At 49.9% G+C, this 19032-nt stretch carries 17 protein-coding genes; 7 read left to right on the top strand and 10 right to left on the bottom strand.

Going from position 1 to position 19032, the window contains the following annotated elements; all coding sequences use genetic code 11:
• Positions 1-92: 92 nt before the first annotated feature.
• From lolE to lolC, 3 genes are read right to left on the bottom strand one after another with little or no spacing between them, the layout of a single operon-like run.
• On the bottom strand, positions 93-1337 hold the full coding sequence (gene lolE, locus AC6R0R_RS06610; RefSeq protein WP_500626129.1) for a lipoprotein-releasing ABC transporter permease subunit LolE: 1245 nt from the start codon (positions 1335-1337) through the stop codon (positions 93-95).
• Positions 1338-2024, bottom strand: coding sequence for a lipoprotein-releasing ABC transporter ATP-binding protein LolD (lolD, locus tag AC6R0R_RS06605; protein WP_500626128.1), 687 nt, complete (start codon positions 2022-2024; stop codon positions 1338-1340).
• Positions 2017-3225 carry a lipoprotein-releasing ABC transporter permease subunit LolC gene (lolC, locus tag AC6R0R_RS06600; RefSeq protein ID WP_500626127.1) on the bottom strand — a complete coding sequence of 403 codons (1209 nt, stop codon included), beginning with the start codon at positions 3223-3225 and terminating at the stop codon, positions 2017-2019. Before lolC ends, lolD begins: the two co-directional genes overlap by 8 nt.
• A 163-nt stretch (positions 3226-3388) precedes the next feature.
• On the opposite strand from lolC, the gene AC6R0R_RS06595 reads away from it, so the two are divergent.
• The 5 genes from AC6R0R_RS06595 to AC6R0R_RS06575 all read left to right on the top strand — a co-directional run bounded on the left by AC6R0R_RS06595 (position 3389) and on the right by AC6R0R_RS06575 (position 9297).
• Positions 3389-3955 carry a PilZ domain-containing protein gene (locus AC6R0R_RS06595; RefSeq protein ID WP_500626126.1) on the top strand — a complete coding sequence of 189 codons (567 nt, stop codon included), beginning with the start codon at positions 3389-3391 and terminating at the stop codon, positions 3953-3955.
• Between the two features lie 8 nt (positions 3956-3963).
• Positions 3964-7419 carry a transcription-repair coupling factor gene (mfd, locus tag AC6R0R_RS06590; protein WP_500626125.1) on the top strand — a complete coding sequence of 1152 codons (3456 nt, stop codon included), beginning with the start codon at positions 3964-3966 and terminating at the stop codon, positions 7417-7419.
• 99 nt (positions 7420-7518) lie between these two features.
• Complete coding sequence (locus AC6R0R_RS06585; protein ID WP_500626124.1) at positions 7519-8307, top strand: peptidoglycan binding protein CsiV; 789 nt, start codon at positions 7519-7521, stop codon at positions 8305-8307.
• 33 nt (positions 8308-8340) lie between these two features.
• The gene (locus AC6R0R_RS06580) at positions 8341-8880 is read left to right on the top strand and encodes a GNAT family N-acetyltransferase (protein WP_500626123.1); all 540 of its coding nucleotides are present in this window, start codon (positions 8341-8343) and stop codon (positions 8878-8880) included.
• A 144-nt stretch (positions 8881-9024) separates the two neighbouring features.
• Positions 9025-9297: a DUF4282 domain-containing protein gene (locus AC6R0R_RS06575; RefSeq protein ID WP_500626122.1), complete on the top strand. Its 273-nt coding sequence runs from the start codon at positions 9025-9027 to the stop codon at positions 9295-9297.
• Positions 9298-9362: 65 nt separating this feature from the next.
• On the opposite strand, the gene AC6R0R_RS06570 is transcribed toward AC6R0R_RS06575, so the two are convergent.
• The 7 genes from AC6R0R_RS06570 to hinT all read right to left on the bottom strand — a co-directional run bounded on the left by AC6R0R_RS06570 (position 9363) and on the right by hinT (position 15458).
• Positions 9363-10652, bottom strand: coding sequence for an NAD(P)/FAD-dependent oxidoreductase (locus tag AC6R0R_RS06570; protein WP_334552508.1), 1290 nt, complete (start codon positions 10650-10652; stop codon positions 9363-9365).
• A gap of 390 nt (positions 10653-11042) precedes the next feature.
• Positions 11043-11582, bottom strand: coding sequence for an alpha/beta hydrolase YcfP (gene ycfP / locus AC6R0R_RS06565; RefSeq protein WP_500626121.1), 540 nt, complete (start codon positions 11580-11582; stop codon positions 11043-11045).
• Between the two features lie 106 nt (positions 11583-11688).
• A complete protein-coding gene (locus tag AC6R0R_RS06560; RefSeq protein ID WP_500626120.1) occupies positions 11689-12540 on the bottom strand; it encodes a phosphotransferase in 852 nt (283 codons plus the stop codon).
• A 21-nt stretch (positions 12541-12561) separates the two neighbouring features.
• The gene (lpoB, locus tag AC6R0R_RS06555; protein WP_334552511.1) at positions 12562-13152 is read right to left on the bottom strand and encodes a penicillin-binding protein activator LpoB; all 591 of its coding nucleotides are present in this window, start codon (positions 13150-13152) and stop codon (positions 12562-12564) included.
• Positions 13153-13188: 36 nt separating this feature from the next.
• Positions 13189-13578, bottom strand: a complete 390-nt coding sequence (locus AC6R0R_RS06550; RefSeq protein WP_334552512.1) for a YcfL family putative periplasmic lipoprotein — start codon at positions 13576-13578, stop codon at positions 13189-13191.
• Complete coding sequence (locus AC6R0R_RS06545; protein ID WP_500626165.1) at positions 13575-14903, bottom strand: COG3014 family protein; 1329 nt, start codon at positions 14901-14903, stop codon at positions 13575-13577. The genes AC6R0R_RS06550 and AC6R0R_RS06545 overlap by 4 nt, the downstream gene beginning before the upstream one ends.
• 204 nt (positions 14904-15107) lie before the next feature.
• The gene (gene hinT, locus AC6R0R_RS06540) at positions 15108-15458 is read right to left on the bottom strand and encodes a purine nucleoside phosphoramidase (RefSeq protein WP_500626119.1); all 351 of its coding nucleotides are present in this window, start codon (positions 15456-15458) and stop codon (positions 15108-15110) included.
• A gap of 232 nt (positions 15459-15690) precedes the next feature.
• Here hinT and AC6R0R_RS06535 point away from each other — a divergent pair, with 232 nt between their 5' ends.
• Positions 15691-17682, top strand: coding sequence for a HAMP domain-containing methyl-accepting chemotaxis protein (locus tag AC6R0R_RS06535; RefSeq protein WP_500626118.1), 1992 nt, complete (start codon positions 15691-15693; stop codon positions 17680-17682).
• A 139-nt stretch (positions 17683-17821) separates the two neighbouring features.
• Positions 17822-19018 carry a DUF1887 family protein gene (locus AC6R0R_RS06530; RefSeq protein ID WP_500626117.1) on the top strand — a complete coding sequence of 399 codons (1197 nt, stop codon included), beginning with the start codon at positions 17822-17824 and terminating at the stop codon, positions 19016-19018.
• Positions 19019-19032 lie beyond the last annotated feature (14 nt).

The raw sequence follows: 19032 nt of genomic DNA, 5'->3' as shown, positions 1-19032 counted from the left end.
TGCAAGGCGTGTTGAATCAAGATGAAAAAAGGACCCGCGGGTCCTTTTTCTGTTCTCACTCATCGCTGTCCACGACAAACACAACACCATCGCTACTTCGCACTGAGAACGCTGGCAGGGTGCAGTTTGACCGCCCGAGAAGCGGGATACCAAGTGGCGAGTAAGCTTAGGGTGATGGCAGTCAAAGAGACCAAAGCCACATCAAAGCCGTGAAGTTCAGAGGGAAGGAAATCGACAAAGTAAATGTCGCCAGAAAGAAATTGGTGCCCCGTCAGTGACTCCAGCCCCTGGATGAGAGAGGTCAAATTCCACGCCACGAGTACGCCAAAAATACTGCCAATCACACTGCCAAGCACGCCTGAGAAGACACCTTGCCAGACAAAGATCCGACGAACCAATCCATCGGTGGCTCCCATGGTGCGTAAAATCGCGATCTCGGCTGCGCGATCTTTAACGGCCATCATCAGGGTCGAGACGATATTAAAGCTCGCCACACCAATCACCAGCACCATCACCAAATACATAATGGTGCGCACCAATTGAATATCTCGGTACAAAAAGCCGTATTTTTGCTGCCAACTGCGCAAGTAAACATACACATCTAGCGTATTTCCCACTTCGCGTACAATCGCCGTTGCGTCTAGGACATCGCTCACTTTGAGCGCCACCCCCGTCACGGCATTGTCTAAACGGCCATATTCCTGCGCATCCTGAAGCGGAACTAAAATCAGACTGTGGTCAATTTGACCATTCAGTTGCAACATCCCTGCGATGGTCACTCGCACTCGACGTGGGGTCTGAACCTGTCGACTCGCACCACCCGTAGGAATCATCAGTGTGATGGCGTCACCCGTCTTTGCGCCGAGCGCATCCGCCACACCTTGACCAATAATGGCTTGCTGTTGTCCAGGTTTAAACTCTGCCCAGACTTGCGGGTCAATAAATTCCGCCAAACTGGAAATCCGCGCTTCCGCTTCGGGGTCGATGCCTCGCACCTCAAGAGCTTTTAATGCACTGCCGTTTTCCGCCAACGCTGTCATTTTGACAAACGGCGCAGCCGCTTCCACTTTCGGATGTCGCTGAGCGCGCTCAATCACCTTTGGCCACTCGTTGAGTGGGCCGCGCACGCCTTCGAACTCGCCGTGGGAAATCACCGACAAGACGCGATTTTTTAGCTCGCGTTCAAAACCATTCATTGCAGACAAACCAATGATGATCACCGCAACGCCAATGGCAATGCCAATCGTCGAGGAGATGGAAATAAACGACACCATTTTGTTGCGCTGTTTTGCGCGACTGAATCGACCACCAATAAACAGTGACAAAGAAGACAACACTTACGACTCCTTAATATCGATCAGCAGACCATCTTGCATATGCAGTTGACGATCCATTTTTGCCGCCAGCTCACCATCGTGGGTCACGACTAAAAAAGCCGTTCCTGATTCACGATTGAGCTCGCGCATTAAATCGTAAATCGCCAGTGCCGTTTTATGGTCAAGGTTACCGGTCGGTTCATCCGCCAAGACCAGATCGGGGCTATTTACCAAGGCGCGCGCAATCGCCACCCGCTGGCGTTCACCACCGGATAACTCCGATGGACGATGGTCGATGCGATGGGTCAAGCCCACTTTGTCCAGCAACGCGGCCGCTTTCTGTTTCGCTTCTGACACGGGCATGCCGCCAATAAGCAATGGCATAGCGACATTTTCTAATGCGCTGAAATCGGCCAAAAGATGATGAAATTGGTAAACAAACCCTAAATGCTGGTTGCGTAATTTCGCTTGCTTGTTAGAGCTCAGTTCGGCGAGCGGCTGATCCAAAAATGTCACATGGCCTTCGCTAGCATCATCGAGCGCGCCCAAAATGTGCAGCAAAGTACTTTTCCCCGAGCCCGATGTGCCAATGATTGACACTAATTCGCCGCGCTCAATATCGAAGCTGACCCCTTTTAACACCTGCGTACTTAACTCGCCCTCTTGGTAAGTTTTACACACATGTTCACAACGTAAGAGATTACTCATATCTTAATGCCTCAGCAGGTTTGACCGAGGATGCTCGGTAAGAAGGATACAAGGTCGCCGCTAGGCTAAGCGCAATCGCAAGCAGAACCACTAAGAGAATTTGCGGCCAGGAAATAACGATCGGCAGCTCGCCACCCACCGCAAATAACGCGATACCCGCTGCATCAAGCAACGCATTTAAATTCGTCGCCAGCAGCACACCAAGGCCGCCGCCAATGAATGCGCCAATGATGCCGCTGCTTGCACCTTGCACCATGAAAACAGCCAAGATGTGATGATTTTGCATGCCTTGCGTTTTTAAGATGGCCACTTCCGACTGTTTTTCCATCACCACCATGATAAGGGCGGAAATAATGTTAAATGCTGCCACACCAACGATTAGGCCTAGCATCAGCCCCATCATGTTTTTTTCCATTCGTACCGCTTGGAACAGTTCCCCACGCTGATCACGCCAATCTTGCCACTGCCACAGCTCTGGTAAAGACTTTTGCCCAAGCTCACTGACGATAAATGGGTCGTCGAAATAGAGTCGCCAGCCTGACATCTCATCACTTTTCATGCGCAGTAGTTTGGCGGCATCGTCAATGTGCACCATCATCAGTTGGCCATCGATGTCTGATCCTGTGTTAAAGATCCCTGCCACCGTAAACAGACGCTGGCTAGGAATACGACCAAGCGGCGTAAACTGACTGGCGCCAGTGACCATCAGACGCACTTTGTCACCCACCGAGACATCCAACCCTCGCGCCAAGGTTTGGCCAATCAGGATGCGGTAAGCCCCACTTTGCAGCTCCCCTGCCGAACCCGCGTACAGGTGCGTGGCAATCGAGCGGTCAAGATTCGGGTCGATGCCTACCATCAAGCCAGCACTCAAACTTTCTGCGCTTTGAATCACCGCCTCACTCTGAACGATCGGCGTCGGCGTAGAAGACGGAGAAAGCGCACGAACAAACTCAGGCGGCGTATCCGAACGAACAGTATGACCATCACTATTCGAGACGAGGGCTTGCGGCAGAACACCAAGGATGCGATTTTTAAGCTGCGACTCAAAACCGTTCATCACCGACAACACCGTCACCAGCGACATCACGCCAATAGTGATGCCCGCGGTTGACATATAAGAGACGAAGCGACTGAACCGGTCACCCGAGCGTCCACGTAAATAACGAAGCCCGATAAAGGTCGAGACTGGATGAAACATAAAACCAACCATCAATGTTTGATGGCGTTTACTCTACCCATTAATCTGCGTGGGTTGTAGTGTTTAATTGCAAAATGGCGGTGAAAATGTGGAATAAACAAAGGCATACCTTGATAAACGCTCTGGTATGACGATAATCAGAAAAAACTCGCAAGGAAAACGCATGTCAGAACAAGAATATTTCACCGTCAATCACGCGCTCGCCATCAATGTCGAGGCTCTAGAGGCAGGTGCTGACTTTCCTTGCTTTGACCAGTTTGAGCGCGAAATTCCCGCCCCCTTTTTAGTGGCGAGTGAATTTAGCCATCTGGATTTACTCAACGATCACGCGCGCAGTGAGCTAAAAAACAGCGATTTCAAACATGTCATTGAACTACTCGACACGCAGAACTCAAAGCTCAACCTACTGTTGACCTTTATACTCTCTCAGCAAGATGATCAAGCACTGCGTTTTCACACCAGCGCATTTGGTGCCAGCCAGTTGACCTATCAAGCCCAAACCGCGCTTGCGCTCAACAGCAAGTTACGCCTGAAACTCTTTTTAGATAGCCCAGCGGCGGCCATCTACTGCTACGGGCACGTCACTCAATGCGAGGCAGACAATGATGGCTACCTCATTACGGTCAAATACGACTTATTGCGTGATAGCGACCAAGACCTGCTGATTAAAGCCGCCTTGTTGCAGCAACAAAAGCTGCTGCGCCAACGCTCCATCAATCGAGAAAAATAACGACTGCTATGCCACAACTATCTTTATTGAACTTAGCATCAGCACAAGGTGCTGGGGACAAGAAACGGATTGGTAACCTCAAGGGCGCCAGCTTACCACTTGCGATTGCTGAGTTGGCGAATCAACACTCAGGCCATACACTGTTAGCCGTGCCTGATCCACAAACGGCGCTGAGACTACTACAAGAAATCGAGCAGTTTACTCGCGAGTCGGTCGCCCTCTTCCCCGATTGGGAAACCTTGCCTTACGACAGCTTCTCGCCCCATCAAGAAATCATCTCGGACCGCATAGCGCACCTGTATCAAATGCCAACGCTGAACGCGGGCATCACCATTGTGCCAGTGAACACCTTGCTGCAGCGCCAATCGCCGCGTGAGTTTTTGCTTGCCCACACCTTGATGGTCAAAACTGGAGACTTGTACTCACTCGACAAACTGCGCCTGCAACTCGAGAAGTCCGGCTATCGCCACGTTGAGCAAGTGTTTGGACCCGGCGAATACGCCAGTCGTGGTTCGATTTTAGACCTCTTCCCAATGGGCTCAAGCGATCCTTACCGAATTGATTTCTTTGATGATGAAATCGACACCATCCGTACCTTCGATCCAGAGAACCAACGCTCGATTGAAGAGCGCAAAGAGATCCGCCTGCTGCCAGCGCATGAGTTCCCCACTACCGAAGCCGCGATTGAAGATTTTCGCGTCCGATGGCGTCAGCGCTTTGAAGCGCGCCGCGAGCCCGAGTCTGTCTACATGCAAGTCTCTAAAGGTACTTGGCCTGCGGGGATAGAGTATTGGCAGCCACTCTTTTTCGATCACACCGAAACCCTGTTTGACTACCTACCAGAGGGTAGCCAACTGTTGACGGTGGGCAATATTGAGCAAGCCATCGATACCTTCTTAACCGATGTCGACTACCGCTATGATCAGCGCAAAGTTGATCCTTTGCGCCCGTTATTGCCACCACAAGAGTTGTGGCTGAAAAAAGACGAACTGTTTAGCCAATTTAAACCCCTTGCCCAAGTCGAGCTCTCTGTCGAGCCCATCACCGCCAAGCAAGGCCGAGCCAATGTAGACATTGAGCCTTTACCCGATCTCTTTGTGCAGCATCAGCACAAAGAACCTTTAGCCGCATTGAGGCATTTCGTCGAACACTATCGCGGTAAGATTGTCTTTTCGGTGGAGTCAGAAGGTCGCCGCGAGGCACTGCTTGAGTTATTGCAACGTATCAAGTTGCGCCCTGAACTTAAGCACAGTTTTTCCGACGCGCTAGAGAGTAAGGACAAACACACCTTAGTCATCGGCGCCTCTGAACATGGCTTTTTGTTTGGCGATGAGCAAGTCGCTCTCGTCTGTGAAAGCGACTTATTGGGCGATCGCGTCATACAGCGCCGCCGCAAAGATCGCAAAGCCACCAACAGCGATGCGGTCATTCGCAACCTAGCCGAATTGAAAGAGGGTCAACCTGTGGTACACATCGACCACGGGATCGGCCGCTACATCGGTCTGCAAACCCTTGAAGCAGGTGGGATGGTCACTGAATACGTGACGCTTGAGTACCAAAACGAAGCCAAACTTTACGTTCCCGTTGCCTCGCTTAACCTTATCAGCCGCTACTCTGGCGGTGCCGAGGATGGGGTGCCTCTGCATAAACTCGGTGGCGATGCTTGGAGCAAAGCGCGGCGTAAAGCCGCAGAGAAAGTGCGTGATGTTGCCGCCGAATTGCTGGATGTTTATGCCAAGCGCGAGCTCAAACCCGGGCATAAATTTGCCCTTGACCGTGAACAATATGCAACGTTTAAAGCGGGCTTCCCATTTGAGGAAACCGACGATCAAGCGATGGCGATTAACGCGGTACTGTCTGACATGTGCCAAGCCAAAGCGATGGATCGTTTGGTCTGTGGTGACGTTGGCTTTGGTAAAACCGAAGTCGCCATGCGTGCGGCGTTTGTTGCCACGGACAACGCCAAGCAAGTTGCGGTGCTCGTACCAACCACCCTACTGGCGCAGCAGCATTTTGAAAACTTCCGTGACCGCTTTGCCAACCTGCCGATTCGCGTTGAAGTGCTGTCGCGCTTTAAAACCGCCAAAGAGCAAAAGCAAGTGCTACAAGATGTCAAAGATGGCAAAGTGGACATTGTAGTCGGAACGCACAAATTGCTCTCAAATGATATTGTCTTCAACGATTTAGGCCTATTGATTGTCGATGAAGAGCACCGCTTTGGTGTGCGTCAAAAAGAGAAAATGAAAGCGATGCGCGCGGATGTCGACATACTAACGCTGACCGCAACGCCTATCCCTCGCACCTTGAACATGGCGATGAGTGGCATGCGCGATCTGTCAATCATTGCCACGCCACCCGCTAGACGCTTAGCGATCAAAACCTTCGTCCGTCAAAATGACGATGCGACGATTCGAGAGGCCGTGCTGCGTGAAATCATGCGTGGTGGTCAGGTGTACTTCTTGCACAACCAAGTCGAGACCATCGATAAAGTGGCGGCGGATCTTGAAAAGCTTATCCCGGAAGCGCGTATTACTACTGCACACGGTCAAATGCGTGAGCGCGAGCTTGAGCGCATTATGAATGACTTCTACCATCAGCGCTTCAACGTTTTAGTCTGTACCACCATCATTGAAACTGGTATCGACGTCCCGACAGCCAACACCATCATCATGGACCGCGCGGACAACCTAGGTCTTGCGCAGTTGCACCAATTACGCGGCCGTGTCGGACGTTCGCATCACCAAGCGTACGCCTACTTGCTGACCCCTCACCCTAAAGCCATGACCAAGGACGCCGTCAAACGTCTTGAAGCCATCGCCTCGCTGGAAGATTTAGGCGCAGGCTTCACCCTAGCCACCCATGACTTAGAGATCCGCGGTGCAGGTGAATTACTGGGTGATGAGCAAAGTGGCCAAATTCAATCGGTTGGCTTTACTCTCTACATGGAAATGCTCGAACAAGCGGTCGAGGCGCTCAAGGAGGGCAAAGAGCCTTCGTTGGATGATCTACTGCGCGAGCAAACCGAAGTGGAAATGCGCCTACCCGCCTTACTGCCGGATGACTACTTGCCTGACGTTAATACGCGCCTGTCGATGTACAAACAGATCGCCAGCGTCAGCAGTCAAGATGAGTTAGATGAGCTAAAAGTTGAGCTAATAGACCGTTTTGGTCCACTGCCCGATGCCACCAAAAACCTGCTTTCGGTAGCCGCGTTAAAAATTGAAGCGGCGCGACTCAAAGTGAAGAAGATCGAAGCGCATGAAAAAGGCGGTTTTATCGAGTTCTATCCGGATGCTGACATTAACCCCGTCTATCTGGTTAAACTACTGCAATCACAACCGCAAAAATTCGCAATGGATGGCCCAACCAAATTCAAGTTTACGCTACCATTAGTCGACAGACGCAAGCGAATTCAGTTTGTTAGTGATATGCTAGGCGAATTCAAGCAAAATCGACTGCCCTAAGCATTCGGCATCAGGGCTTGAATTAAGAAACAGCAATGCGCGCCGCTTGCGGACTATGAACAATTTTGAGGTACACGCTACCTCTTCAATGGAGTTGGAATGAAAAAGCTGATTACCCTGCTGCTTTTTTTCGTCGCGATGCCTTCTTGGGCCGAGCGTCAATTTGATATTGAAGTGATCATCTTTAAACGTGCCGTCAACCCAGAAATGACTGCGGAATCTTGGCCGAATAACCCGCCAGAGATCAGTCTTGAGCGCGCGGGCAAATTTTCTGATGCCAGTTTCAGAGCCAGTAAGCAGGTCACGTTACTGCCTTACTCACAGTATGAACTTGGTGAGCAAGTGCAAAAGCTGAAACGTCACGCGGGCTTTGATGTACTGATGCACACCGCTTGGCGTCAAGGCGACCAAGGCCGTTTCGGTGCGCCGGTGTTTCACATTCAAGCAGGAAAAGATTACTCCAATCAGTTTAATGTTGATGGCTCACCTGCGGGCAGTAATGCCACCTCCAGTGTCATTGATGGGGTAACCGAAGAGAGCATTCCAGCGCCGCTGTTTGAACTCGACGGTACGTTTCAAGTGTATGTTGAGCATTACCTTTACGCCGATATCGAGCTGGATTTAAAAGCGCCAAGCGTACGTGAAGTGGTTCTTGATGCACCGACCCAAACCAACGTTGCCACACAAGATGCTGCACAAGATAGTATGCAAGATAATGCTGTGGTCCAAGCGGGCTTGATGGAAGACATCACGCCAACCGTCGAAACCCAGGCATTCTTGAAGTCTTACCGTTTCGACCAAAAGCGCCGCATGCGCAGTACCGAAACGCACTACTTAGATCACCCTCTCATGGGCGTGATTATCCAAGTTCGCCGCGTCGCGCAGTAATCTTGTCAGCCCTCCTCGTGAGGGCTGTTGTTTATGTCACCCGATTACCAAATCATCACCCCGAACCTGCGACTTGGCTTGATTGACGCTGAGCATGCTGAGATTTTTCAGCATCTGATTGTGCACTCTGCAAGCCTGCACCAATGGATTGACTGGTGCCACCCCGAGTTCTCCCTAGAGGACGCAGAAGCCTTCTTGTTGCAAACCCGACTCAACTGGGTGAAATCTCAAGCCTACGGTTTTGGCGTGTTCCAACGCGCAACCGGCGCTTTGGTGGGCATGGTCGCCATCAATGAGCTCTACCACACCTTCAACATGGCGAGTATCGGTTATTGGATAGCCGATGAGTTCCAAGGCAAGGGCATCGGCCAAGAAGCGCTCAATACGCTGGTGGAGTTCTGCTTCGCCCAACTCAAACTGATCCGTGTCGAAATCGTCTGCGACCCAGACAACCTCCCCAGTCAACACCTCGCCATTAAATGCGGCGCAACACTGGAAGCTCGGGCGAAAAATCGCTTTGTCTTTCAAGGTCAGCCCAAAGAGGGGTTGGTGTTTTCGATGATTCCAGGTTGAGTTTAACCTCACCATAAAAGCAGTTAATTACTGATTAGCCAATAACTTACGCCAAATTCGTGTTAGACGTCAGACTATTTGACCTAGGTTGAGCCATAAACTGTGGCATGATTATTTCCTTTATCTATGAAAGGAAATCTAAGAATGGAATCGATATTTTCGTTTAAATCTATGCTCACTCCAAAGCTAGTCACCGGACTTTACTGGTTGCTGCTTCTCATTGCGATCATCTCTGGCATTGGAACCATGTTTAGTGGATACGGCGGTGTGACGTTTCAAACCTTTATGCTGGGACTGCTAACGATGATTGGCGGTGCGATTGGGGCTCGTATTTGGTGTGAATTGATGATTGTTATCTTCAAGATCAACGAAAATTTGCAGGCACTAAAAGAGGCAAAAGAAGAATCAAACGTCTAACACTGATTCGTTGAGTTCAAAACCGTATAAGAGAAGAGCGCCAATCGGCGCTCTTCTTGTTTTGATCAATGAAGCTTAAGGTTGGGTCTCAACACGCGGTTGATGCGGCCCATGAGGATGATGAGCGCGGTTTTGAACATCCCGTGTAGTGCCATTTGGTGTAGGCGGTAGAGCGAAATGTAAACTACGCGAGCGATACGGCCTTCCACCATCATTGAGCCTTTGGTGAGGTTGCCCATTAGGCTACCAACGGTCGAGAAGCGGCTGAGAGAGACCAGTGAACCTTTGTCTTTGTAGACATAAGGCTTGAGCTCTCGGCCGTTCATCTTCGCCACAATATTGGAAAACGCACAGCTTGCCATTTGGTGTGCAGCCTGGGCACGAGGTGGCACAAACGAGCCGTCTTCTTGCGTGCATTGCGCGAGATCGCCAATCACGAAAATGTCATCGTCACGCGTCGTTTGCAAGGTGCTTTTCACCACCAATTGGTTGATGCGGTTAGTCTCTAAGCCTGCAATGTCTTTAATGAAATCTGGCGCTTTGATACCCGCAGCCCAAACCATGATTTGCGCTGGGATTTTGTCGCCCTCTTTGGTCACTAGGCCATCTTTTTCCGCTTTGGTCACCATAGTCGCGGTGCGCACGTTGACGCCAAGCTTAGTCAACTCTTGATGGGCAGCACTTGAAATGCGTGGCGGCAGAGCCGGAAGAATACGCTCACCCGCTTCAACAAGGTTGACGTTGAGCTTGCTTGAGTCCAAGTCACCAAAACCATAAGTGCGCAACTCTTTCACTGCATTGTGCAGCTCAGCAGAAAGTTCAACACCGGTTGCACCTGCACCTACGATCGCGATATCCACGGTGCCTTGACCATTTTTCGCGTGCAGCTTTAAGAATTCATTGTTCATTTCGGTGCGGAAACGGTGCGCTTGCTCTGGGCTATCGAGGAAGATGCAGTTGTCACGCACGCCCGGGGTGTTGAAGTCATTGGAGGTAGAACCAATGGCCATCACCAGAAGATCGTACTCAAGCTCACGCGTTGGCATCAGCAGTTCGCCATGCTCATCTTTCAGCTCGTGCAGTGTGATCACTTTACGCTCGCGGTCAATGTCTTTGAGCGCACCCATTTGGAAATCAAAGTGGTGATTTTTGGCGTGCGCACGGTAGCTTAGCGCGTCCACACCTTCATCCAGTGAACCTGTCGCAACTTCATGCAGCAAGGGTTTCCACAAGTGGCTTGCCTTACGGTCAACCAAGGTGACTTGCGCACGGCCTTTACGACCCAATGTACGACCCAGTTTGGTAGCAAGCTCCAGGCCGCCTGCACCACCGCCTACAACGATAATTCGTGTCACAATAACGTTCCTCTAAATATAAATAATCATGATTCGAGCCGATTACTCAGCTCGAGAAAATTCTCTCTTGCCATGCGGTTACTCACCCTAACCGGTGCGTGATTCGCACTCTGGCATGACGTTTTCGGATATGAGGCTTGTTATTGGCGTTCAATAGCGGGCATTTTTGCCGCTCAACTCGTTTTTTGGGGCAAGTTTTTTACTTGCTCTCAATTTTTTTTGATATTTATCAAAAAATTTATAGTTAAGTCATTATATAGGGCAAAATCCGCCACGCAACAGGAGAATGTGATTATCTCACTTAACTTTGTAGGGATTAATGACAAGTGGTGACAAAAAGAGCGACAGGCATAAACCCTGTCGCTCTTGATGGTTAAGTGCTCGCGATGATTAGCGTTGTTTGAACGCTTTCATCGTCTGAAGGTGTTGAGAGATCTTTTTGAATTTGTGGCTCTGGGTGTCGTCCCAAATGATTTCGTAATACGGCGCTAACGCCTCGGCGGTTTGACTGTTGTCGTGAATTTCATCCTCTTTAGAGAGGATCACCAAACACTGGCCCGCATTTTTACTGCGAAACTCTGACACACATTTGGTCGCAATGTCTTCATACTCTTCAGGGCGGTCGATCCGGCCCTGCATGGTGCGCTCAGGATGAAGATTAGGATTAAACATCACCTGCTTGATGCCACACAAAAATCCAATACGCTCTGACCAATAGGCACCAAGACCCACACCGCAGATCAGTGGAGAGGTATCCTCCGACTGTTCAATCACTTTGTGCACTTCTTTGAGTAGATGCTGCATATCGTGTTTCGGGTGCAATGTGCTGTAGTTAATGAAACGAACATCGTCATCAATAAACTGCAACTGTAAGACTTTTTCGTGGTTACCTGGGCTTGTGGAGTCAAAGCCATGCAAATAAATAATCATTCTAATTCCCTCGAACCTAATACTTCCAACTCTACCACGACCAAATCTACCAGAAATAGTAGGGTTAACTTTTACTTTATCGATGCAAAACCACTAAACAGTGATCTTAGCTACAAAATAGACCTTCAAGCCGAGTCGCCTCGGTCAAATATTGCTCTTCCCCCCACAACTGATAAGCAAGAAGATACCAAAGCATCGCCATCATTTTTGCTCTGGGCTGCCAAGCCATGACGCCTTCGACCCAATCATCAATACCTTCTACCCCTCGTTTTTGACAGTAACGAAAAACCGCGTCTTGAGGGTCGTGCTGACACACGTCGATACTGAGTGTCAGATCCAGCCTAGGATCAGCGATGCATGCGTATTCCCAATCGATCACCGTGATGCCTTGCGTGGTGCGTACCATGTTGTACCCAGCCAAATCAAAATGACACAGTACATGGCCGACATCCGCCAGACTGGGCGCACGGCGCCACGTTTCGTACACGCCACGAATCGAGTCCGATTTGAGCGTGTCATCAATCAATATCCAGTAATGATCAACCCGTGCCGTATAGTTAAACGGCGCGACGGGAATACGTTGTGTGTTGGCTTGATGAACACTCACCATGGTATCGAGCAGATCATCAAACGGCAGGCTGTCTCTCAGCGGAATACCCTCGATCCAATCCACCAATAGCCCTTGTTCACAAATGTAATGCGGCTTAGGTGCGATGGGATTGTGTTCGAGTGCAGAGAGGATTTGATACTCTTGAAAGCGCGAGATGGAAAACGCTTTGGTGATGGGCGTACTCGGGCGCCATACGTAGGCGCCGCGATGAGTGACCACTTTCCAGCAACGGTTGGTCAGCCCGCCTGTCAACGTTTGAGCGTATTGGACGGGCTCAGGGAAGAACGGGGTGAGCGCAGTCAAAGAGCGATCAAGTTGACACGCTTCATGCCAAGACATCCTGGCCATAGATCACCTCTTCCCTTGTCATTACATACCTAGAAAGCTTTTTGACTCTTGTTTGCGGATCTCAGTCTCGTCTGCCCACTCAATCAAACCCGTTTCCAGATCCATCAGGCGCATGGTCATTTTGTAGTAGACGTCTTTATCACTACCGGCATTTTTGGCGATGCTCGATAAGTTACCGTACAACATGTATTGCGCCCCAACCATTTTACCGAACTGGATGGCGGTACTTTGGTTAACGAGTTCGTCGTTGTTTTGGAAGTTCAACTGTTCACGCACCGATTCCACGCGATCCATATCCACAAAGCGGAATTTACCTGAGTTGAGCATCTTAGTGCTGATGGTATCGGTAATGGATTCAGTATCGATGTGCTCACTGGTTTTGTTTTTGATGCGCTCAACAAAAACAATAGGGCGCGCATCACGCGTGATGGCCGCCACCGAGCCTGACATCATCATGCTATCGACCATTTCACCGGCAATTTTTTGCAAGTCAGTGGAACCAAAATCAATCGTGGTGGTTTCAACCGCTTGCGCGTCACCATAACTCACTTTGTTCGAACAACCGCCGAGAATCACAGCCAAGCCAAGTAATGCTATTACACTTTTCTTCATTTCTTGGTTCCTCATAAACCTTGAATTGTCATTAATTTATTGATTATTTTCACGAATTTGTAAACGGAAATGTTTGCCATTCGGGTTCACCGACACCTCAGACAAGGCCACCGTTTCAGTCCCGCGTAAGATGGATTGACGCCAAGGGCTAAGCTTAGTGTTGACCTCCAAGCCATTGTCGTCATACCAATAAAAGCGATACAGTACATTGAGGTCACCTTTCGACTGGTTGGTCATGCGCACAACCCCACGTGCATGCCCTTCTACCTCTGTTGTGGCGATGTCTTCAATTTTTAGATTGCCGGCTAAGACGTTATCGCCAAAGAGCACTTTGTGTGTCTCTCCATCGATTCTAAGACCTGCTGTGTTGTCTGCGCATCCGATCAGCGCCGTGGCCGCGAGGGCCGCTATAAGCCATTTTTTCATCGTATACTTCCTAGTTGTTTATGCCATATTGTAGCATTCTCTCCCTGACGAGAGATCCACACCAGTGCGGTGCGCCCCGCCGCGACATCAAACGGGTAGTCTTGGTTATTCACCCGAATAATCTGCGTTCCGGGCTCGACCACACGACTGCTGCTCGCAACATGACCCGGTAACGTTAACCAACTGCGGGTATCGGGTTGCTCGGTGAGCGTGTTCCAAATATTAAATACGAGATTGCCGACGTCATCGCCTTGTGTAGCCTCTTTTCGCAATTGATCTTTGGCCCAAACCCGTAGCGCTTGACGGATCACCATCGCGGTAATACGTTCCGATAAATCACGTTGGGCCATCGCATTGACATCGGTCAAGCGCGATTCCTTGAGCGGCGCTTGATTCAATGTAAGCGGTGTAAATCGCTCTGGCGAAGCAGGCGGGTAATACGGCAGAGCGATAGTATAGAAGGCCACATTGTTGCGACTGTCATACAAAGGCAAAGATTGCTTCCAACCTTGCAACGCCGTCACTATGCCTTGTTCATCGAGCACGATGACGCGCGCTTTGTCGCTCTCTAACAAACGGGCTTTACCGTATCGCTGCTCTAATTTAATTAGGTCTTCTTTCATGCTAAGGCGCGTCGCAACGCGCATGGTGCCATCTATGATTTGCTGATTGTCTGGCGCCACCGCGAGCGCGCGTCGATAGTCCACATAGGCGGCATTGAGGTCATTGTCTGCTTCATAAAGCAGTGCCGACAGATACAACAAATAGGCATTTTGCACCGCCGCCAAGGTTTTTCCGGCATCAGGGTAGTTCGACAGCACGCTGCCTAAATTGGGAGATAAGCCCTGCGCTTGCATATTGCTTTGCGCTTTCGCTAGCTCTTTTTCACGCTCTTGCTTGGCACGCTCTTGGACTTGATTGGCGCGTCGCATCTCAATCAACGCCCCTTCCAGTTGGTTTTGCTGTAGATAATTGAGACCAAGATAGAGGTGAAGAAAGCCCAACTCATAATCTGCGGGCTGATATTCGTTGAGATTGTCGTTCACCGCGAGTGAACTAACGCTAGTCAGAGTTTCACTGACCGACACCGTGGCTCTATCTTGCTGAGCGCGAACGGCTTGGTCACTCAACTCAAACGCCGCTTTACTATCGCTGTAGGTTTGATTGAGAAAGTGCACGCGCCCCTTTTCAAGGTTATCGAGAATATCGCCCGCCACAGAGTCAGGCAGCGCTTCTTGTGCGCGCTGATAATCCCCTCGCTGCACCGCTTGGTACACATCAGCATTTTGTGCGCTGTAATGACTAAACAGATTGCCAGCCGACATATTGGCACACGCCGTGATAACAAGGGTACTGGCGAGTAATGCACAACGTTGAATGTGGATGGTGAGTTGATTCGTAAAACGCACTCCAAGCCTCAAATCAGAATTTCAGATACCGATCTCACCGACATAAATATCAGTGAGACCTGCTCTCTGACACAAAGCGACGCAAAAAGTTCGCTTTGTGTCATGACTGTATCGCGTCGATTAACCCATCAACATCGGGCCAAGTGGACGGCCGCCGACTAAGTGCATGTGAATGTGGTAGACCTCTTGGCCACCGTGCGCGTTACAGTTAACGATCAGGCGGTAACCCTCTTCATCAATCCCCTCTTCTTTGGCCAACTTGCGAGCCACAGTAAATAGGCGCCCCATGACCGCTTCATCGGCCTCTGTGACATCGTTCACCGTTGGGATAAGAGTATTAGGAATGATCAAAATATGGCTCGGCGCGCGAGGGTTGATATCACGAAACGCGGTAACCAAATCATCTTGATAAACCACATCGGCCGGGATCTCTTTGCGAATGATTTTACTGAAAATGGTTTCTTCAGCCATGAAACTCTCCAGAAGGTATCGTTGAATTTTCAATGCCATCGAGTATGCGTCAAGCAAATCGAGATCACAATAAAAACAGTGTTCACATCATGTTGTGAGCATTTTATTGATACACATTTTCATTTTTGTATTGTGCGTCATAAAATGTGTGTCTCACTCTCCATACAATCAAACTCTTTTTGCTATTTATAGCGTTATAGTTTGAATTTTTGCCATAGTTAGGGAGAGATCTATGAAAGGCTCAGTGATAAGAAGAATGTACGCTGGCTTTGCACTGATCATTGTGATGTTCATCGTATCCACCATGATGACGTTGAACGGAATGCAGCAAATCCAATCCAATTTCGAGAGTGTCTCCAACACCTCACTACCTCTTGTTTCCAAAGCCAACGAAACCAGTGTCTCTCTGCTTTCTGCGGATAAGCTTTTCAAAGATTTTCTGACCACTCAGAGCTTTGAGCGCATGGAACAAATCGAAAGCCAATTCGATCAAGCACGTGTAGAATACAATCAAACCTTAGCTGCCCTTGAAAAGGCCAGTGCAAGCAAGCCAGAATTGGTCGCCAGCATGGCGGATCTTAAAGAGAAAGAGAGCAGTTACTTCGGAGAAGCCAAGCAAGCGATGGAAAACTATCGCTCGATGTTCGAGTCTCAAGCGCAAGTACAACAATCTTCTCGCCGTTTCCAACGCTTGCACTCTGAGCTGAGTGTCGGGATGAAAGAGTACGTCGATGACCAAAGCAGCATTTCAGTCAAAGTGATGGCGAAAAGCTACTTCATTAAGCTGAAAGACGCCGAAGTGATCACCTCTGACGCGCTCGCAAGTTCAGACACTGCGTTCGTAGCAGAAGCCGTTGCGAAAAACAAAAAAGCCGTAACGCACTTGAACTACGCCTACAACGGCCTATCCAATCAAATGCCTGAGTTGAAAAAAGCCTTTGATGAGTCGGTCAAGCAGTTCACGCTCGACATCGGTCAAAAAGGCGGTGTCCTTGATCAACACAGCAATTACCTTGTGGCAAAAGACGCGCTCTACGCCAACATTGCAAGCCTGACTGAGCAAGTGGATGCGACCATGGCGCTGCTGGCTACCTACAGCGAAGCGGCCCAAGCGGGTCTCAATGCCTCACTGGTTGAAGCAGAGCAAGTCTACAATCAAGGCAAGATTCGTTCACTGTTGATTGGTGCCATCGTGATTGCACTGGCATTGGGCATCGGTTACCACATCGCCCACAGTGTCCGCGAGCCACTCACGCGTATTCTTAGCACCTTGGAATACCTCACCAAAGGCGACATGACACACCGTATCGAAATCCGTTACAACAATGAGTTCAGCCGCGTCAGCGGTCACATCAACTCGTTGGCGGACAACCTGCACAATATCTTGGTGAAGCTCAATGATGCCTCGGATAACTTAACCAATACCGCTCGCACCAACCAAGAGACCTCTTCTCAAGCGCAATCGCAGCTTAATCAGCAGCGTGAACAAACGGCCAACGTCGCCACCGCGATGACTGAAATGGCCCACTCCGTTCAGGAAGTGGCCCAAAGTGCGCAAAGCTCGCAGAAGATGGTTGAGCAAGTGGAGTCGGCGTCGGAATCCGGTCGTCAAATCATGGGCACTAACATCACCACCATCAATCAACTTGAGACACGTCTAACGGAATCCGTTGATGCAGTCAAAGATTTGCAAACCATGAGTAGCCAGATTGGCAGTATTTTGGATGTGATTCGCAACATTGCTGAGCAAACCAACTTACTTGCGCTCAACGCGGCGATTGAAGCCGCGCGCGCGGGCGATCAAGGCCGAGGCTTTGCGGTGGTGGCGGACGAGGTTCGCGTGCTTGCGCAGCGCACTACTGAATCCACCAGCGAAATTGAAAACATGATCAGTAACTTGCAATCGAGTTCTGCTTCAGCCAACCAAGTCATTCAAAGCTGCATGGACGATATGGAGCTCTCGGTTGAACAAGCGTCCAACGCCAACAGTGCAATGGAAGAAATTCAGGGCTTGATCATGGAGATCAGCCAGATGAGTGGACACATTTCTCAAGCCGCAGCAGAGCAAAGTGAAACCACCTCAGACATTGCAAGAAACATTGAAGAGATTAACCTTATCGCCGACACCAGCTATCAGGCGATGGCGCAAATCGCTCAAACCAGTCATGACTTAAGTCAGCTTGCTGGTCAGCAAGGCGAACTGGTGCATCGATTCAAGCTGTAACGTAAAGATACGGTAAATTATTGACAGAGGGCGACCAATTATAACGGTTGCCCTTGTTTTTTCGGCAGATTGTCATTATATCGTGATTAGGCCTCACCCTTTTACTCTCCTTTTTGTGGGCCTGACATGAGGAATAACTATGACAGTTCATGTTGGCATCATCGACCAAGACCCGATTCGCTTGGTCACCCCCCTATTAGATAACCGCAGCATCAGTAACCACATCGTCTTTATTGGCGTCAATGCCCAGCGCACCCTATTCGACAGACTGAGTCATGTCTTGGCTAAGCGTGAGATTCACTCAGAGTTCTATGAAATTCCTGACGTTACTAATCCTTCTGAGATAAAGAAAACCGTTGCGGAACTGGCAGAGCGCCTTAAGCAAAGTGGTGAATCTGTGCGCCTTAACGCCAGTTGTGGTCTGCGTCATCGACTCCTGTCGGTTTACGAAGTGTTTCGCACCTTTCATTGGCCAATTTTTGTGGTTGAGCCCAACAGTGATCGCGTCTGCTGGCTCTACCCTGATGGCGTAGAAGACACGCAACTGCAAGATTGGATCACCATTGACGATTACCTTACGGTATTTGGCGCGCGCGGCGAATTTAGCCAACAAACGTTGCCGCCTCAGTTAGACCAAAAACTCTATGAGTTGGGTGAGCGCTGGGCGAGTAACGCCTTAGAACTTGGCCCAGGCCTTGCGACACTCAACTATCTCGCCACGACATGCCGCAAAGAACAGATCCTCAGTGTAGAGTTGTCGGAGAAGCAGCAAGGCTATCGTGAGCTCAAGATGCTGATCGAGGATTTGGTGGATGCCAACATCGCAACGTATGAGAACGGTGTGCTTACCTTTGCCAATGAAGATGCAAGACGCTTCTCCAACGGGGAGTGGCTGGAAACCCTAGTCCACAGCACGGTGCGCCAGATTCAACACAGCATGCCAACGATTCAAGATCACTCACTTAATGTGCAGGTGTATCGTGAGCTCGGTGAGCGTGAAGTGCGCAATGAGCTGGATGTCGCCTGCGTGGTCAACAACAAGCTCCATATCATTGAGTGTAAGACCAAAGGTATGCGTGATGATGGCGATGACACCTTATACAAACTCGAATCGTTAAGAGATTTGCTCGGCGGCTTACAGGCACGCGCCATGCTCGTCAGCTTTAGACCGCTGCGCTACAACGACATCACTCGAGCAGAAGATTTGGGTCTCGCGTTAATCGGCCCTGATGAGCTCAAGGACTTGAAAACCCATCTTACGACATGGTTTCAAGCCGCTGGAGGCATTGACGGACTCGACCTTAAGACAGGAGCAAACAGCCCTGCGGCTCGTTAAGCAGGGTTCTTGAT

Source organism: Vibrio sp. R12-SW3-ISO1 (assembly GCF_059834005.1).
This window is presented reverse-complemented; position numbering and strand designations above follow the sequence as displayed.

Bases quoted from the DNA above. Each gene is read 5' to 3' on its own strand.
- lolD (WP_500626128.1), bottom strand. From the start codon at position 2,024: ATGAGTAATCTCTTACGTTGTGAACATGTGTGTAAAACTTACCAAGAG.
- lolC (WP_500626127.1), bottom strand. From the start codon at position 3,225: ATGTTTCATCCAGTCTCGACCTTTATCGGGCTTCGTTATTTACGTGGA.
- AC6R0R_RS06595 (WP_500626126.1), top strand. From the start codon at position 3,389: ATGTCAGAACAAGAATATTTCACCGTCAATCACGCGCTCGCCATCAAT.
- mfd (WP_500626125.1), top strand. From the start codon at position 3,964: ATGCCACAACTATCTTTATTGAACTTAGCATCAGCACAAGGTGCTGGG.
- AC6R0R_RS06585 (WP_500626124.1), top strand. From the start codon at position 7,519: ATGAAAAAGCTGATTACCCTGCTGCTTTTTTTCGTCGCGATGCCTTCT.
- AC6R0R_RS06580 (WP_500626123.1), top strand. From the start codon at position 8,341: ATGTCACCCGATTACCAAATCATCACCCCGAACCTGCGACTTGGCTTG.
- AC6R0R_RS06575 (WP_500626122.1), top strand. From the start codon at position 9,025: ATGGAATCGATATTTTCGTTTAAATCTATGCTCACTCCAAAGCTAGTC.
- ycfP (WP_500626121.1), bottom strand. From the start codon at position 11,582: ATGATTATTTATTTGCATGGCTTTGACTCCACAAGCCCAGGTAACCAC.
- AC6R0R_RS06560 (WP_500626120.1), bottom strand. From the start codon at position 12,540: ATGGCCAGGATGTCTTGGCATGAAGCGTGTCAACTTGATCGCTCTTTG.
- lpoB (WP_334552511.1), bottom strand. From the start codon at position 13,152: ATGAAGAAAAGTGTAATAGCATTACTTGGCTTGGCTGTGATTCTCGGC.
- AC6R0R_RS06550 (WP_334552512.1), bottom strand. From the start codon at position 13,578: ATGAAAAAATGGCTTATAGCGGCCCTCGCGGCCACGGCGCTGATCGGA.
- AC6R0R_RS06545 (WP_500626165.1), bottom strand. From the start codon at position 14,903: ATGTCGGCTGGCAATCTGTTTAGTCATTACAGCGCACAAAATGCTGAT.
- hinT (WP_500626119.1), bottom strand. From the start codon at position 15,458: ATGGCTGAAGAAACCATTTTCAGTAAAATCATTCGCAAAGAGATCCCG.
- AC6R0R_RS06535 (WP_500626118.1), top strand. From the start codon at position 15,691: ATGAAAGGCTCAGTGATAAGAAGAATGTACGCTGGCTTTGCACTGATC.
- AC6R0R_RS06530 (WP_500626117.1), top strand. From the start codon at position 17,822: ATGACAGTTCATGTTGGCATCATCGACCAAGACCCGATTCGCTTGGTC.